Origin of the sequence: Xenorhabdus sp. TS4 (assembly GCF_014467265.1) — a bacterium.
GTDB classification, from domain to species: domain Bacteria; phylum Pseudomonadota; class Gammaproteobacteria; order Enterobacterales; family Enterobacteriaceae; genus Xenorhabdus; species Xenorhabdus ehlersii.
Genome location: NZ_NKHQ01000006.1, coordinates 181,548 through 197,934, shown reverse-complemented (window position 1 = coordinate 197,934; position 16,387 = coordinate 181,548). Strand labels below are relative to the sequence as shown.

Genomic DNA, 16,387 nt, shown 5'->3' with positions numbered 1-16,387 from the left:
GTTTTACCTTTCAGGCCATCGGTGTGGTCTGTGATAGTTGTAAAACGCCTCTCATTCGCCAATTTGACTGCTAAATTTGTTATTATTTTCAGTATTAGCCGTGTCGGTTTTAGCATTTTCCGTTTGGGGAGTGCTGATTATGGTGGTATCCGTTGGTGCTTCGCTTCTCTCTGCTTTCTCGCGGTTGGCTTTTGCCCTAAGATATCCCTCCAGGCTCAAATAGTAACGCCGGATATTTTCAACATAGCGATAAGCTTCATAGCCACGGGCATAACCATATGTTGTATTGGCGTAGTATTTTTTCTTGCTGAGCAGGGGAAGACGGGTTTTAACATCCAGCCAACTGTCTGGATTACCTTTTTGCGCAGCAGTTAATTTACGGGCATCAAGAAGGTGTCCATATCCCATGTTATAAGCTGCAAGGGCAAACCAAATGCGTTCATCTTCAGAAATGGTTTTTGGCAAACGCTCCATCAGATAGTTCAGATAAGCCATTCCTCCTTTGACACTCTCTTCTGGATCCAGCCGATCGTGAATTCCAGCCCATTCTGCTGTCGGGCGAGTGAGCATCATCAAACCTCGAACGCCAGTGGGTGAAGTGGCTTGTGGATCCCAATGTGACTCTTGCCATGCGATAGCTGCCACTAATTGCCAATCAAGCGATCCCGCGTATTGTTGAAAAATTGGCTGATAGGTTGGTAAGAGATTATTGATGGCGCGAATAAAGGAAATCGTATCGAAATAATCGAATGAACCGATATGGCTGAAATATTTTTCTTGTAACCGTGACATGATACCGTTTTCAGTCAACATACTGAAAAAATCGAGCATAGCGGAGTAGAGACTATAGTCACTATTGCGCTTTAAATACCAGGTCAGGGGATTCTCTTCACTGACATCAAACGCAACTGCCAAATTGGGATGAATACGCTGTTGCAAAGCTAAACTGAGGGAGTCACTGATTGTATAGTCGATTTTTCCCTCAGAGAGTTGTTCGAGCAATTGCTGTGTATTTTTGTGGGGTGTTTCTTCCCAAGTTAACTCAGGATAAGACTTTTCTTTCCACTTTTTCAGTTCGCTTACATGGGCTGAACCTGCCGTGACGATGAGTTTGCCTTTTAGATCACCAAACGAATGTGGACGTGCCGCCCCCTTGCGATAAACCAGTTGTTGTATGACTGAAGCGTAGGCAGGGCCAGTGCGTGTTTGGTCCAGCCTATCTTTATTGTAGATAAGCCCAGCAGCCAGGAAATCGGTTTTATCGTTTTCCAAGTCGTCAAAAAGTTGCTTAATGTTGGGACGAAACTTAATCACAAGTTTAACTCCCAGATAATCGGCAAACCGCTTGATTAACTCATAGTCGAATCCTGTTGGTTCATTTTTGCTGTTAAGAGAGATCAGAGGAGAGCTGATAGTACTAACCCGTAGCTCTCCTCGTGCCAGAATTTTGTTTATCTGCTCCTGCTGTTTATTGGGCCAATTGATATTAAGGCCGATGATGGCAGCAGAGAGGAGCGCGATAATTACGATAACAAAATAATTTATCTTTATGTTATTCAAGTAGTTATCTCTTTCCCGAACGATTGGAAACCGTGTGAAGTGCAAGATAATAGCATGGTTAAATTTCCAGTAATCGGGAATTTTGCGCAACAAAAGGGGGATGTGCAACCCTATTAAACCCATTTCGGCATTTTATTGAGTGTATTGTTGGGTGGATAAATCACCACGCAAACGGTTTCGTCAGAGGAAACATTCCTCTATAATGCTTGCTGTTTCCCTGAGGCATCAGTCAGGCTTTGCTTCTAAGATGAGAGAACCTATTATTATGGAAATTCTGCGTGGCTCACCCGCTTTATCGGCATTTCGTATCACTAAGCTCCTTTCCCAGTGTCAAGATCAACATCTCCCTGTTACCGACATTTATGCAGAATATGTACATTTTGCAGAAGTTAATGCCCCAATTACGGAAGATGAGCGAGAGAAATTAAATAAGCTATTAAAATATGGCCCCTCTTTGGCCAAACTTGAGCCTAAAGGACAACTAATATTAGTCACACCTCGTCCAGGCACGATATCCCCTTGGTCATCGAAAGCGACAGACATCGCCCGCAATTGTGGACTGAAGCAGATTGTCCGTTTAGAAAAGGGAATCGCCTATTATATTCAGAGTATTGATATGGATGACGGGCAATGGCAAACGTTGTCGGCATTATTGCACGATCGCATGATGGAAAGTGTGTTCACTCAGTTTGAACAAGCCGAAGTCCTGTTTTCTCACCAGCAACCTGCGCCGTTAAAACAGATTGATATCTTGCAATCGGGGCGGGCAGCACTGGAATCGGCAAATATTGAATTAGGGCTGGCTCTGGCTACAGATGAAATTGATTACCTGATGAGCGCTTTTCAGGCGTTGGGACGCAATCCGACGGATGTTGAGCTGTATATGTTTGCGCAGGCAAATTCTGAACATTGTCGCCACAAAATTTTCAATGCAGATTGGGTTATTGATGGTCAGACCCAACCCAAGTCTTTGTTCAAAATGATCAAAAACACGTTTGAACAAACGCCGGATTACGTGCTTTCTGCTTATAAAGATAACGCGGCGGTTATGGAGGGTTCTCATGTTGGCCGCTTTTTCCCTGACTCTACAACTGGTGTTTATGACTACCATCAAGAGCCTGCTCATATCTTAATGAAAGTGGAAACTCATAACCATCCAACCGCAATTTCACCTTGGCCTGGTGCAGCAACGGGATCAGGTGGCGAAATACGTGATGAAGGTGCAACCGGACGGGGAGCTAAACCGAAAGCCGGACTGGTCGGTTTTTCGGTTTCAAACTTGAGAATTCCTGGGTTTGAACAGCCGTGGGAAGAAGATTTTGGTAAACCTGATCGCATTGTCAGTGCATTGGACATCATGCTGGAAGGTCCATTAGGCGGTGCAGCGTTTAATAATGAATTTGGGCGTCCAGCATTGCTAGGGTATTTCAGAACCTATGAAGAAAAAGTCTGTTCCCATAATGGTACAGAATTGCGTGGTTATCACAAACCCATCATGTTGGCTGGCGGGATCGGGAATATCCGTGAAGAACATATTCAGAAAGGGGATATTCCGGTCGGCGCAAAATTGATTGTGTTGGGTGGGCCAAGCATGAATATCGGTTTGGGAGGCGGTGCGGCATCTTCAATGACATCCGGTCAGTCTGATGCTGACTTGGATTTTGCCTCTGTGCAGCGTGACAATGCGGAGATGGAACGCCGTTGTCAGGAAGTTATCGACGGTTGCTGGCAATTGGGGGATAAAAATCCGATTTTATTTATCCATGACGTCGGGGCTGGTGGTTTGTCAAATGCCATGCCTGAATTAGTCAGTGATGGCGGTCGAGGCGGGCGTTTTGAGTTACGCAATATTCTTAACGATGAATCCGGCATGAGTCCATTGCAGTTATGGTGCAATGAATCCCAGGAACGTTATGTTTTGGCGGTAGCACCAGAGCAGTTAGCCCTGTTTGAAGAAATATGCCGTCGTGAACGTGCTCCTTATGCTGTGGTTGGGGAAGCAACGGAAGAACGGCACTTGTTGCTGAATGACACTCATTTTGATAATCAGCCAATCGATATGCCGCTGGATGTCTTGCTCGGTAAGACGCCAAAGATGCTGAAAAATGTGCAGGTTTTGCAAGCTCCAGGGCAAAGTTTGGATCGCAAGGGCATAGAGCTAGCAGAAGCGGTTAAACGTGTCTTGCATTTGCCTGCCGTGGCGGAAAAAACATTCCTGATTACGATTGGAGATCGCTCCATCACTGGTATGGTTGCCCGTGACCAAATGGTTGGCCCTTGGCAAATTCCAGTCGCAGATTGTGCTGTTACGACCGCCAGTTTGGACAGCTATTATGGCGAAGCCATGTCAATGGGCGAGCGAGCACCGATTGCATTATTGGACTTTGCGGCATCGGCACGTATGGCGGTGGGTGAAGCACTGACCAATATCGCTTCCGCCTATGTCCAGGATCTGAAACGCGTGAAGTTATCAGCTAACTGGATGTCGGCATCAGGCCATGCAGGTGAAGATGCAGGTTTGTATGCCGCCGTCAAGGCAGTGGGTGAGGAGTTGTGCCCGGCATTGGGATTGACCATTCCAGTTGGCAAGGATTCGATGTCAATGAAAACCCGCTGGCGTCAAAATGAGGAAGTGCGTGAAATGACTTCACCACTTTCATTGGTTATCAGTGCCTTTGCGCGAGTAGAAGATGTGCGCCGTACCGTGACACCAGAGTTATCTACTGAAGATGACAATGCGTTGCTGCTGATCGATCTGGGTAAAGGGCAAAATGCGCTGGGTGGAACGGCATTGGCTCAAGTTTATCGCCAACTTGGGGATAAAACCGCAGATGTTCGCAGCGTTGAGCAATTAGCGGGTTTCTTTAATGCGATCCAGCACTTGATTTCAGAACAAAAATTGCTGGCTTACCATGACCGTTCAGATGGTGGGCTATTGGTGACATTAGCTGAAATGGCTTTTGCAGGCCATTGTGGCTTGTATGCCGATATCAGTGCATTTGATGAAGATATCCTGGCCGCATTGTTTAATGAAGAACTGGGTGCGGTAATTCAAATTCGTGAGACTGACAGAGAGCAAATTGAAAACCTGTTGGCAGATTATGGATTAAATGAATGTGTGCACTATCTGGGTAAGGCCCAGACGGGCGATGATTTTGTGATTTCCAGTGGCAATATGGAAGTTTATCGTCAGAAGCGCAGCACATTGCGCTTATGGTGGGCAGAAACAACGTGGCAAATGCAGCGTCTGCGTGATAACCCTGAGTGCGCAGAGCAAGAACATCAGGCAAAACAGGATATGAATGATCCTGGCTTGAATGTGAAATTAACTTTCGACCTCGCGGAAGATATTGCTGCTTGCTATATTGCAAAACAAGTGCGTCCGCGCGTTGCTGTATTGCGTGAACAGGGAGTTAACTCTCATGTTGAGATGGCGGCGGCATTCCACCGAGCAGGCTTTGAGGCGGTAGATGTTCATATGAGTGACTTATTGGAGGGGCGGATCACATTAGATCAATTCCAAACATTGGTTGCTTGTGGTGGCTTCTCCTATGGGGATGTGCTTGGCGCGGGTGAAGGTTGGGCGAAATCCATTCTGTTTAATTCACGGGTACGTGATGATTTTGCGAGCTTCTTCGCAAGGCCGGATACCTTAACACTTGGTGTGTGTAATGGTTGTCAGATGATATCTAATCTGCATGAATTGATCCCTGGCACAGAACACTGGCCACGTTTTGTCCGTAACCGTTCAGAACGCTATGAAGCCCGTTTTAGCTTAGTAGAAGTGGCAAACAGCCCTTCATTGTTCCTGAAAGATATGGCGGGTTCTCGCTTACCGATCGCAGTGGCTCATGGTGAAGGACAGGTGGAGTTCAGAAACCACTTGAGTTTGATGGAGCTTGAAAAACATCAGCAGGTTGCATTGCGTTTTGTGGATAACTACGGTTCAGTGACAGAAAACTATCCAGCGAACCCAAATGGTTCTGTGAACGGTATTACTTCTGTGACCAGCCTTGACGGAAGGGTCACGGTGATGATGCCTCATCCTGAAAGGGTATTCCGCACTGTTAGCAACTCTTGGCATCCTAAAGAATGGGGAGAAGATAGCCCGTGGATGCGTATTTTCCGTAATGCCCGCAAACAGTTAGGTTAATAGAAAAGGCCCTGAAAATTCATCAGGGCCTCTGTTTTTTATCTGACGCTTTGGTGTTATTCATCATTTTTTCTGGCAGTGTCTCTGTATTGCGACAATGGTGTTTTATGGTGTCTCAAAAAAGAGACGTTTAATTATTTGATATAAATTGAAAAATATTTTTAGATAGTAATATGTCATAAATAAGCGACACTAATCCATATCAAATATGAAGAAGTATCGATAAGAAAATGCAGTAAATATACATTTTTATTTATTTCCAATTATATCAACTGGTTAAAAATAATTTTTCAAGTTGGCATGTAATATGCATAATATGGAGCAGTTGCTCATTCATCTTTTTATGTCGGCCCGCAATGAGGTGGGAACATCCACATAAAGCCCAGAATGACGCCGAAGTAAGGTGCCTACCGTCCAACTTAATGATACTCGCCTTCGGGCCTTATCAAACACAGGGCGACACGTGGAGTGAGGCACCACCTACATGTTCATTGAATAGCATGAAGGTTCCTCATTGGCGGGATGGTAAAAAGTTACTGTCCCGCCATCATTATTGCAGATTGTTCCTGTCCGCTGTGTTTATGTATGCATCTGCATATTCCAATTTACCGATTATTTCAATTATCCGCTGTTTTCAACTATTATTCTGACCATTTTCAATAAGAAGATAAAAGTAACTGTAGCATCAATGTAATTACAGGTTATGAGATGATTTCTTTGAAAAAATGGCGTTTATTTCCACGCTCATTGCGCCAATTGGTTGTCATGGCTTTCTGGCTGGTATTATTGCCACTATTAGTTTTGGCTTATCAGGCTTATCAAAGTCTTGATCAGCTTAGTACCCAAGCGGCTGAGATTAATCGTTCAACGCTGGTGGATGCCCGCCGTAGCGAAGCGATGGTTGGAGTCGCCCTTGAGATGGAACGTAGTTACCGCCAATACTGTGTATTAGGCGATAGTCGGCTAGAAAAGCTTTATCAACGCCAGTATCGGCAGTACATGAATATGCTTGGTAATCAGATGGCGATGTTAGCTAATACAAAGTATACGAAGAAATTCAATGAATTACTGTCAGGTTTGAGCAAAATTTCTTGTAGTAATGGAGCACCAGAAGCGGCTTCATCTAAATTACTTGAAGAATTCTCCAGGGCTAATAATCTTTTGGTACAGGAAACCCGTAATATTATTTTTAGCCGTGGTGAACAACTGCAAAAAGATATCGCCGATAAAGGGCAATTTTTCGGTTGGCAGAGCCTTATTTTATTCTTGCTAAGCGCCTTCTTGATAGCCTTGTTTACGCGTATGATCATTGGGCCAGTAAAAGGCATTGAGCGGATGATCAATCGGCTTGGAGAAGGGCAATCACTGGAAAATCAGATTGATTCCTTTAAAGGACCACGGGAATTACGATCATTGGCTCAACGCATTATTTGGCTGAGTGAACGTTTATCCTGGCTTGAGTCTCAGCGTCATGAGTTTTTACGCCATATTTCCCATGAACTGAAAACCCCTCTGGCAAGTATGCGTGAAGGAACGGAGCTATTGGCTGACGAAATTGCAGGGCCTCTGACGGCAGATCAAAGGGAAGTTGTCAGTATCTTGGATAGCAGTAGCAGGCATTTACAGCAGCTTATTGAGCAATTACTGGAATATAACCGCAAATTAGCGGATGGCGCAGCCGAACATCAGATTGTTTCTTTAAAAGAAATTGTGGATAGTGTCGTATTATCACACCAATTGCCAGCACGGACAAAAAATATTTATACAGAAATTCAATTAGATATGGATTATTGTTGGGCGGAGCGTGGTTTATTAACACGGGTGATTGATAATCTCTATTCCAATGCAGTGCACTATGGCGCTGAATCCGGTAACATTTGGATTTCTAGTCGGCAAGTGGGGGAAAACCTTCAAATTGACATTGCCAATACAGGAACGCCTATCCCAGAGTTAGAGAAAAGTATGATCTTTGAGCCATTTTACCAAGGAAAACTTCAACGAAAAGGTGCAGTTAAAGGAAGCGGTCTTGGTTTGAGCATCGCGCAAGATTGCATTAAACAAATGCAGGGGGAGCTTTGCCTGGTAGAATCCGAATTTGCTGATGTATGTTTTCGAATTGAACTGCCATTAACCGCAGAGAATGACTAAATAATATGTATAACAGGTTTACTTACCGCTTTATGACGGAGACGGAACAGCAAAATATTGTGATTAACCCAATGAAAAAAATGGCTGTCAGGCCATCTATCTTGGCACGTGTTTCGACCCTGCGCTTGCGGGCCATATTGCTATTGTTCGTTCCCTATTTGCTGGCAGGATGTGTTAAAACGAGTGGCTCAGACAATTTGACAACCCTGGCGCAGTCTATCTTACCAGAACAGAGTGTTACGGATTATCGTCTTAAGGATTGTGATTCAATCTGGGACATCACGAAGCCAGCGGCGATGGAAAACGGACTTTATTGGTTGAGATTTATCGATTGTACGGATCGGTTGTCTTCGGCAGAAGCTCGTGAGACGGCGAAACGTTTTGCCCCAGAGACTCCGACTGATTGGCATCAAGTGCTTAAGCAAAGTATTTTAATTGGCAGGGCGACTTCTGTGTTAGCTGAACGCAGGAAAACGGTGGAATACTTTAATCGGTATAGTGCACAATTTCCTATCGCTTTGCGGCCATTACTTCAATTGTGGCGTGAACAGCAATATCTGAAAATTAATCTTGCTGAAGAAAGAGTCAAATTCCAGCGCTTCCAGTTTGACAGTGATAGCAAAATTGATCGTCTGAAAGAAACACGAGCACGTTTAGAATATGAGCTTCATTCAATGTCCCGCAAACTAGAAAATCTGACCGATATTGAACGCCAACTTTCCTCCCGTAAACAAGAACAAAGTAGTGTTGCTACTCCTAATGCGAACACTTCATCGGATAATAAAGCAGAACTGAAAGACAAACCCGCAACAAACGCGGATACTAAAGCGGAAGCCAATCCTTCAGAAGAAAAATCAGAAGAAAAAGGAGCCGAATAATAATGACAGTACGCAATTCCGCCCATCTTCTTTTAGTTGATGATGATCCTGGCTTGCTAAAACTATTGGGAATGCGTTTGACCAGTGAAGGCTTTCGTGTCACGACCGCAGAGAGTGGTTTTGAGGCGTTACGCATACTGGCGAGAGAAAAAGTAGATTTAGTGATCAGTGATTTACGCATGGATGAAATGGATGGTATGGCGCTGTTTGTGGAAATTCAGAAACAGCATCCCGGTATGCCTGTCATTATTCTGACTGCACATGGTTCTATTCCTGATGCGGTGGCAGCAACGCAGCAAGGTGTATTTAGTTTTCTGACCAAGCCTGTTGATCGTGACGCACTTTATAAAGCCATTGATGATGCGTTGGAACTATCAACACCAGCCATTGATGGACAATGGAGCGAGAAAATCGTTACCCGTAGCCCTCTGATGCTGCGCCTATTGGAACAGGCAAAGATGGTGGCTCAATCCGATGTGAGTGTGCTGATTAACGGGCAAAGTGGAACTGGTAAAGAGGTTCTGGCTCAGGCTATTCATCGGGTAAGTCCCAGAGTGAAGAAGCCTTTTATTGCCATTAACTGTGGTGCCTTACCTGAACAATTGCTTGAATCTGAATTATTTGGCCATGCCAAAGGTGCATTTACGGGCGCTGTCAGCAGCCGAGAAGGACTATTTTTAGCGGCGCAAGGAGGAACATTATTCCTTGATGAGATCGGTGATATGCCGATGGCGTTGCAAGTTAAGCTCTTGAGAGTGTTACAAGAGCGCAAAGTTCGCCCATTGGGGAGTAATCGGGATGTCGATATTGATGTCAGAATTATTTCTGCCACTCACCGAGACTTGCCTAAGGCCATGCAGCGTAATGAGTTTCGGGAAGATCTCTACTATCGATTAAACGTTGTTAATTTGAAAATTCCTGCTTTGAACGAACGTGCGGAAGATATTCCTCTATTGGCTAATCATCTGTTACGTGATGCTGCCAAACGCCATAAACCTTTTGTTCGCAGCTTTTCTACCACGGCCATGAAATGCCTGATGGCAGCAAGTTGGCCGGGTAATGTGCGTCAATTAGTCAATGTCATTGAACAGTGTGTGGCATTGACGATGGCTCCGGTCATTAGTGATGCTCTGGTTACTCAGGCATTGGAAGGGGAAAATACGGCATTGCCGACATTCGTGGAAGCCCGTGGGCAGTTTGAACTGAATTATCTGCGTAAATTGTTGCAGATAACCAAAGGTAATGTGACCCATGCTGCCCGCATGGCAGGGCGTAACCGGACAGAATTTTATAAATTGCTGGCACGCCACGAACTGGATGCTAACGATTTTAAGGAATAACTTTTCTGCTACCGCAGAAATTCTTACACTGAATGGAAATTATATACCCCGTTAAGTTTCAGATTGCGAAATACAAGCAGCTTGAAAAGCACCGGGTATAGAGATTGAATTGCTTTGCTGCTGAAATCCAGTAAAGAAGATAGATGATTTATGGCCCAGGAGAGCCGCATTCTATGAGTCGTACTCTTAATATCGCTCTTGCCCAGTTAAATTGGTTGGTAGGAGACATTGAAGGCAACAGCGAACGTATGTTGCAGACAGTTCGGGAGCAGCAGGCAAAAGGCGCTGATCTGGTTATGTTTTCTGAGCTGGCGCTGTCTGGCTATTTTCCTGAAGATTTGTTATTCCGCTCTGATTTACATCAGCGTTGTTGTGAACAATTGGTACGTTTGCAACAAGCAAGCGCTCAGGTTGGTATTTTGGTAGGGCATCCGTGGCAACAGGATGGCAAACTTTACAACGCACTTTCCCTGTTTTGGCAAGGGGAAATTGTGGCACGTTACTTCAAACAGTTACTGCCAAATTATGGCGTTTTTGATGAAGAGCGTTATTTCAAAGCGGGGGATCAAAACTGTGTTATACCATTCAAGGGTTATAACCTCGGTTTGTTGATTTGTGAAGATTTGTGGTTTGATGCCCCAATTGATGCCTTGAAACAGGCTGGTGCAGAAATCATCTTGTCGATTAACGCCTCTCCTTTTAATCGTGAAAAACCGAATATCCGCAGTACATTAATTAAGTCCCACTGTCAGCGTACTCATTTGCCAATTATCTATCTTAATCAGGTGGGTGGGCAAGATCAGCTTATCTTTGATGGCTGTTCTAAGGTCTTTGATGCCAATGGTGAAATAACCCATCGCATGGCGGCATTTGAGGAACAGGTTGAGCAATGCCGTTTCAATGAGATGAAGATTGAACCAATGGCAAATCCGATCCCTCAATTGCCCCCTCTGGCGCAAATTTATAAGGCGCTGGTGCTGTCTGTACGTGATTATGTGCAAAAAAACGGTTTTAAAGGCGTCTTGCTTGGTTTGTCAGGTGGGATTGATTCCGGATTGACATTGGCGATTGCTGTGGATGCTTTGGGCAAAGATCACGTGCAGGCGGTCATGATGCCATTCCGCTATACCTCAGAAATGAGTATCCACGATGCCAGAGAACAGGCAGAATTGCTGGGGATTGAATTTGACGTTGTTTCCATCGAACCCATGTTTGATGCGTTTATGGCACAGCTTGAACCCATGTTCGCGGGAACAGAAAAAGATACGACAGAAGAGAATTTACAGGCACGTTGCCGCGCAGTTATTTTGATGGCAATGTCTAACAAGCGTCGTCGCCTGGTATTGACCACCAGTAACAAAAGTGAATCGGCAGTAGGGTACTCAACCCTGTACGGTGATATGGCAGGTGGCTTTAATGCTTTGAAAGATGTCCCTAAAACGATGGTATTTGCATTGGCTAAATATCGTAATACAGTATCCCCAGCTATTCCTCAGCGTGTGATTGATCGTCCACCGTCAGCGGAGTTGGCACCAAATCAACTGGATCAGGACAGCCTTCCTCCATATGACATTTTGGATGCGATTCTCGAAGGGTATGTTGAAAAAGATAAATCAGTGGCTGATCTGGTATCTGAAGGTTTTGATGAAGCCATTGTGCGCAAGGTGATCCGACTGGTTGACATTAATGAATATAAACGTCGCCAAGCACCTATTGGCCCACGCATTACGCAGCGTGATTTTGGTAAAGATCGGCGTTACCCGATAACTTCCGGTTTCGGACGTAACAATTGGTAATTACAGGAAAACTTCATGAAAAAGATTGATGCAATTATCAAACCCTTCAAGCTGGATGATGTGCGTGAAGCTCTGGCTGAAGTGGGTATCACTGGTATGACCGTGACAGAAGTGAAAGGATTTGGCCGTCAGAAAGGGCATACTGAACTGTATCGTGGCGCAGAATATATGGTAGATTTTCTGCCAAAGGTAAAAATAGAAATTGTCGTACCGGATGATATTGTTGATACCTGCGTCGAGACAATCATGCAGGTTGCACAAACAGGCAAAATTGGCGATGGCAAAATTTTTGTTTTCGATGTTGCCCGTGTTGTGCGTATCCGTACCGGTGAGCAGGACGAAGAAGCGATTTAATTAAGTCACTAAAATCATCTGAAAAAGTGATAACGGGAATATTATCGGTTAGCCCACACCCTAATGTGAGATGACGTGCGGGGATGTCCGATTTTCAATCCGTTATCACTTATCTTACTTGTATTGTACAGAACTTATTATTTCTTATCTGCTGCGATACGATCACGAACGTGTTGAGCGCGCTCCTGTGAAGGTGGGTGTGAATCAAACATGCTGGTTTCACCACTGCCCAGTTTAGCCAGTTTCTCGAAGCTGGTTGCTAAACCTTCAGTTTTGATATTGCGTTTTTTCATCAGATCATAAGAGAAGTCATCAGCCTGACTTTCCTGATGCTGCGAGAACTGCGAGTTGATCAGTTTTTCACCCAGTGCTGCAAGCTGAGAATCGCTCAGTTGCGCGGCGACACCGCCGGCTGATGCAGCTGCGGTACGTGCAGCAACTGTAGCATAAGCAACCTGCATTGCTTTACGGGTGTGGCCCAGTGCAACGTGACCCATTTCATGGCCCAGAACGCCTTCTACTTCATTGTCGTTCATCATGTCCATCAGGCCGCTGTATACACGCACACAACCGTTAGCCATTGCCCATGCATTCACATCCTTAGTCAGATAAACTTTATAGTTAACCGATGTACCGTTAACTTCGCTACCTAATGCTTTGGCGATTTTGTTCAGACGCTTAGTGTATTGGCTGGATGCCGGTGCAATTTTATTCTGTGCATCCATATCCTTACATGCTTGGTTAGATAACTGTTTGACATCAGAATCACTTAGTGTTGCCGCTTGGAATAATTGCATTCCAGAATGAGTCAGCATTCCCTGATCAATATTCTTACAACCTGTCAGAATTGCAGCAGAAACAGCGACTGCAACAAGAGCTTTAATTTTCATAATATTGTTTTTCCTTTGCAATACACGCAACTATAGTTTTTTAAAAGCGTTAAAAGACTATGAATTTTGCTAAAAATAACAATAGGAATAAACTCTAATATTTATGATTATGTGAATGCGGTAACATTTTTAAAAAATAATCAAATCATAAGTAAAATAATTTAGTTTAAATTATTTTAACAAAATGGCTTTTCGTTTATTTAAATGAGTTCTTAAAATGCCAGCTCATTTTCTCTTACCGACGACGCCCGTTGTCGAGACAACATTGTTCCCATTGAGGAAGGAAAAAACGGCAAAAATCATCGATATCACAGAAAATTTCAACTAATTTATCCATAACCTGCTCCTTTTTAGGTCGGTATTTTATTGGTCTAACATACTGATCTTGGAACAGGCTTTTGGTTCAATTTCTTATCCAGAATTCGGGTGTATTAGGTAAACCGTACTAAATGACTTTATGTGGGCCAAAACATTCATAATGGATATGTTGCTCATCAATGCCCATTGCCAGCAATTGTTTGGCGATATGTTGCATGAAAGCCACTGGTCCACAGAAATAGAATTGCATTCCTTCTGCCGTTATTGCTTTCTCCACGAGGGATAGATCCATAAGCCCAGTATGTTGGTAATGTATGCCTTTCTGATCTACGTCCCTAGGTTCACGATACCAAACTTGTGAATACAAATTAGGCATAGATTGGGAAATTTCATTTACCTTATTTGCAAAAGCATGATGGCCGCCATGCTCTGCGGCATGGAACCAATTTACTGAGCCAACGTGATTATGGTTATGCAGGTGTTGCAGCATACTCATCATCGGAGTCAAACCAACTCCAGCAGAAACCAGCGTGACTGGCGTATCAGATTGCACATCAAGGAAGAAATCACCGTGTGGTGCTGCCAGCATCACAATATCCCCTTCCTGTACCTTATCGTGCAGGTGGTTTGAAATTTTGCCCTGAGGTTCACGCTTGACGGCAATTTGGTAACGGGTTCCGTTTGGTGCGGCGGTCAGCGAATATTGGCGGATTTCACGGTTTTCAAGTGCTGGATCTTCTATATAGATCGCCAAATATTGCCCTGGCTTGTAATCCATGACCTTGCCACCATCAACAGGCACAAACTCAAAGCTAGTGATGACATCACTTTGTGGTTGTTTTCGGCTAACACGAAACTGACGTAGATGACGCCAACCACCTTCCAGGGATTCACCGCTGTGATAAATTTCCTCTTCTCGATTGATAAAGACATTAGCTAATACGTTGTAGGCTTTTCCCCAGGCATTAAGAACTTCGTCACCAGGATGAAACATTTCATCAATCGTTGCCAGTAGGTGCTTACCTACAATTTGATAATGCTCAGGTTGGATACTGAGGCTGGCATGTTTATGGGCGATTTTTTCTACGGCAGGTAAGAGTGCTGACAGATTATCGATATTGCCAGCATAAGCGCAAAGGGCATTGAAAAGCGCTTCACGTTGATCACCGTTGATCTGGTGACTCATGTTAAAAATATCTTTTAATTCAGGATTATGCTTGAACATACGTTCGTAAAAATGCGCAGTGAGCTTAGGACCTGTAGAAACAATTAATGGAATGGTCGATTTTATGGTTGCGATAACCTGACTGTCTAGCATGGGGATCTCCTGAATTTTTCTCACATAATGCTGGAATCTATAAGTTGTATTTTAAATGCAACTTATAGGGTTTGGGAATATATCAAATTGAAAAAAGATAATTATCTTTCCTTAAATCAAAAAAATAGAATTTTAATTACCATGAATCGCGACCAGGATCACAAATATCAGTAATAAATCCGTAATCATTAGCGAAACAGTAGGTTATTTAGCTTCTAATAGGCTGCCAAGGTGTAATGCAAACGTTTGCGTAATTTATTTTGTCAAGACTATCTCATTCGATAAAAAGAGTTTACACTGTGTGCCATTCTGGCCCTCAGGGGTATTTTTTTAGAGATGTAGCTGAGTCAGGAGAACCAAATGTTAAAGCGTGAAATGAATATTGCGAATTACGATCCCGAACTGTGGCAAGCGATGGAACAGGAAGTTTGTCGTCAAGAAGAACACATTGAATTGATTGCTTCTGAAAACTACACCAGCCCAAGAGTAATGCAGGCACAAGGCTCTCAGCTTACTAACAAGTATGCGGAAGGTTATCCGGGTAAACGTTACTACGGTGGCTGTGAGTATGTCGATGTAGTTGAACAGCTTGCGATTGACCGCGCAAAAGCGCTGTTTGGTGCAGATTATGCTAATGTCCAGCCACACTCTGGTTCTCAGGCAAATGCTGCGGTGTATATGACGCTGCTAAAACCCGGCGATACAGTTTTAGGGATGAATCTGGCGCACGGTGGCCATCTGACTCACGGCTCTCCAGTTAACTTCTCTGGTAAACTTTATAATATCGTACCCTATGGTATTGATGAAAAAGGTAAGATCGATTACAACGATATTCGCATCCAGGCGCAAAAACATCAGCCTAAAATGATCATTGGTGGCTTCTCTGCTTATTCTGGCGTTGTTGATTGGGCGAAGATGCGTGAAATTGCGGATGAAATTGGTGCTTATCTGTTCGTTGACATGGCTCACGTAGCGGGTCTGGTTGCAGCAGGGGTTTATCCAAACCCAGTTCCTCATGCACACGTTGTGACAACAACAACGCACAAAACATTGGCTGGCCCACGTGGTGGCCTGATTTTGGCGAAGGGCGGCGATGAAGAATTTTACAAGAAACTGAATTCTTCTGTTTTCCCTGGTTCTCAGGGCGGCCCGTTGATGCACGTTATTGCCGGTAAGGCAGTTGCATTGAAAGAAGCGATGGAGCCTGAATTCAAAGCCTACCAACATCAAGTTGCTAAGAACGCAAAAGTAATGGTAGAAGTATTCCTGCAACGCGGTTACAAAGTGGTTTCTGGGGAAACCGAAAACCATTTGTTCTTGCTGGATCTGGTGGACAAAGACATTACGGGTAAAGATGCTGATGCGGCCTTGGGGCGTGCCAATATCACTGTTAACAAAAATAGCGTACCTAATGATCCACGCAGCCCATTCGTCACCTCTGGTGTCCGTATCGGAACGCCTGCAATTACCCGCCGTGGCTTCAAGGAAACAGAATCCCGTGAACTGGCTGGTTGGATGTGTGATGTGCTGGATAACATCAATGATGAAGCAACCATTGAAAGTGTTAAGCAAAAGGTATTGGATATCTGCGCAAAATATCCGGTTTACGCATAATTTAAATAAAATGTAGTA

The 16,387-nt window shown here is 44.1% G+C and carries 10 protein-coding genes and 1 pseudogene; 7 read left to right on the top strand and 4 right to left on the bottom strand.

The window, feature by feature from the left end; genetic code table 11:
* Positions 1 to 51: 51 nt before the first annotated feature.
* On the bottom strand, positions 52 to 1,560 hold the full coding sequence (gene mltF / locus Xets_RS05085; protein WP_187651250.1) for a membrane-bound lytic murein transglycosylase MltF: 1,509 nt from the start codon (positions 1,558 to 1,560) through the stop codon (positions 52 to 54).
* A 265-nt stretch (positions 1,561 to 1,825) separates the two neighbouring features.
* On the opposite strand from mltF, the gene purL reads away from it, so the two are divergent.
* From purL to glnB, 6 genes are all read left to right on the top strand, one after another.
* Positions 1,826 to 5,713, top strand: a complete 3,888-nt coding sequence (gene purL / locus Xets_RS05080) for a phosphoribosylformylglycinamidine synthase (protein WP_187651249.1) — start codon at positions 1,826 to 1,828, stop codon at positions 5,711 to 5,713.
* A gap of 708 nt (positions 5,714 to 6,421) precedes the next feature.
* Positions 6,422 to 7,861 (top strand): sensor histidine kinase KdpD, encoded by a 1,440-nt coding sequence (locus tag Xets_RS05075; protein WP_187651248.1) that lies wholly within the window; start codon positions 6,422 to 6,424, stop codon positions 7,859 to 7,861.
* Positions 7,862 to 7,866: 5 nt separating this feature from the next.
* Positions 7,867 to 8,739 carry a two-component system QseEF-associated lipoprotein QseG gene (qseG, locus tag Xets_RS05070; RefSeq protein ID WP_244208825.1) on the top strand — a complete coding sequence of 291 codons (873 nt, stop codon included), beginning with the start codon at positions 7,867 to 7,869 and terminating at the stop codon, positions 8,737 to 8,739.
* Positions 8,740 to 8,741: 2 nt separating this feature from the next.
* Positions 8,742 to 10,079, top strand: coding sequence for a two-component system response regulator GlrR (glrR, locus tag Xets_RS05065; protein ID WP_187651247.1), 1,338 nt, complete (start codon positions 8,742 to 8,744; stop codon positions 10,077 to 10,079).
* Between the two features lie 173 nt (positions 10,080 to 10,252).
* Positions 10,253 to 11,875: an NAD+ synthase gene (locus Xets_RS05060; protein WP_187651246.1), complete on the top strand. Its 1,623-nt coding sequence runs from the start codon at positions 10,253 to 10,255 to the stop codon at positions 11,873 to 11,875.
* 15 nt (positions 11,876 to 11,890) lie between these two features.
* On the top strand, positions 11,891 to 12,229 hold the full coding sequence (glnB, locus tag Xets_RS05055; protein WP_045971762.1) for a nitrogen regulatory protein P-II: 339 nt from the start codon (positions 11,891 to 11,893) through the stop codon (positions 12,227 to 12,229).
* Positions 12,230 to 12,366: 137 nt separating this feature from the next.
* Here the strand turns inward: glnB and Xets_RS05050 are convergent, their stop codons facing one another.
* The 3 genes and pseudogenes from Xets_RS05050 to hmpA all read right to left on the bottom strand — a co-directional run bounded on the left by Xets_RS05050 (position 12,367) and on the right by hmpA (position 14,755).
* A complete protein-coding gene (locus tag Xets_RS05050) occupies positions 12,367 to 13,119 on the bottom strand; it encodes a M48 family metallopeptidase (RefSeq protein ID WP_099132115.1) in 753 nt (250 codons plus the stop codon).
* A 241-nt stretch (positions 13,120 to 13,360) separates the two neighbouring features.
* A pseudogene (locus tag Xets_RS05045) lies at positions 13,361 to 13,456 on the bottom strand (IS982 family transposase); the annotation flags it as partial.
* 108 nt (positions 13,457 to 13,564) lie between these two features.
* The gene (hmpA, locus tag Xets_RS05040) at positions 13,565 to 14,755 is read right to left on the bottom strand and encodes an NO-inducible flavohemoprotein (RefSeq protein WP_187651245.1); all 1,191 of its coding nucleotides are present in this window, start codon (positions 14,753 to 14,755) and stop codon (positions 13,565 to 13,567) included.
* A gap of 360 nt (positions 14,756 to 15,115) precedes the next feature.
* Between hmpA and glyA the strand changes: the two genes are divergently transcribed.
* Complete coding sequence (gene glyA, locus Xets_RS05035) at positions 15,116 to 16,369, top strand: serine hydroxymethyltransferase (RefSeq protein ID WP_099132113.1); 1,254 nt, start codon at positions 15,116 to 15,118, stop codon at positions 16,367 to 16,369.
* Positions 16,370 to 16,387 lie beyond the last annotated feature (18 nt).

Bases quoted from the DNA above. Each gene is read 5' to 3' on its own strand.
- purL (WP_187651249.1), top strand. From the start codon at position 1,826: ATGGAAATTCTGCGTGGCTCACCCGCTTTATCGGCATTTCGTATCACT.
- Xets_RS05075 (WP_187651248.1), top strand. From the start codon at position 6,422: ATGATTTCTTTGAAAAAATGGCGTTTATTTCCACGCTCATTGCGCCAA.
- qseG (WP_244208825.1), top strand. From the start codon at position 7,867: ATGTATAACAGGTTTACTTACCGCTTTATGACGGAGACGGAACAGCAA.
- glrR (WP_187651247.1), top strand. From the start codon at position 8,742: ATGACAGTACGCAATTCCGCCCATCTTCTTTTAGTTGATGATGATCCT.
- Xets_RS05060 (WP_187651246.1), top strand. From the start codon at position 10,253: ATGAGTCGTACTCTTAATATCGCTCTTGCCCAGTTAAATTGGTTGGTA.
- glnB (WP_045971762.1), top strand. From the start codon at position 11,891: ATGAAAAAGATTGATGCAATTATCAAACCCTTCAAGCTGGATGATGTG.
- Xets_RS05050 (WP_099132115.1), bottom strand. From the start codon at position 13,119: ATGAAAATTAAAGCTCTTGTTGCAGTCGCTGTTTCTGCTGCAATTCTG.
- hmpA (WP_187651245.1), bottom strand. From the start codon at position 14,755: ATGCTAGACAGTCAGGTTATCGCAACCATAAAATCGACCATTCCATTA.
- glyA (WP_099132113.1), top strand. From the start codon at position 15,116: ATGTTAAAGCGTGAAATGAATATTGCGAATTACGATCCCGAACTGTGG.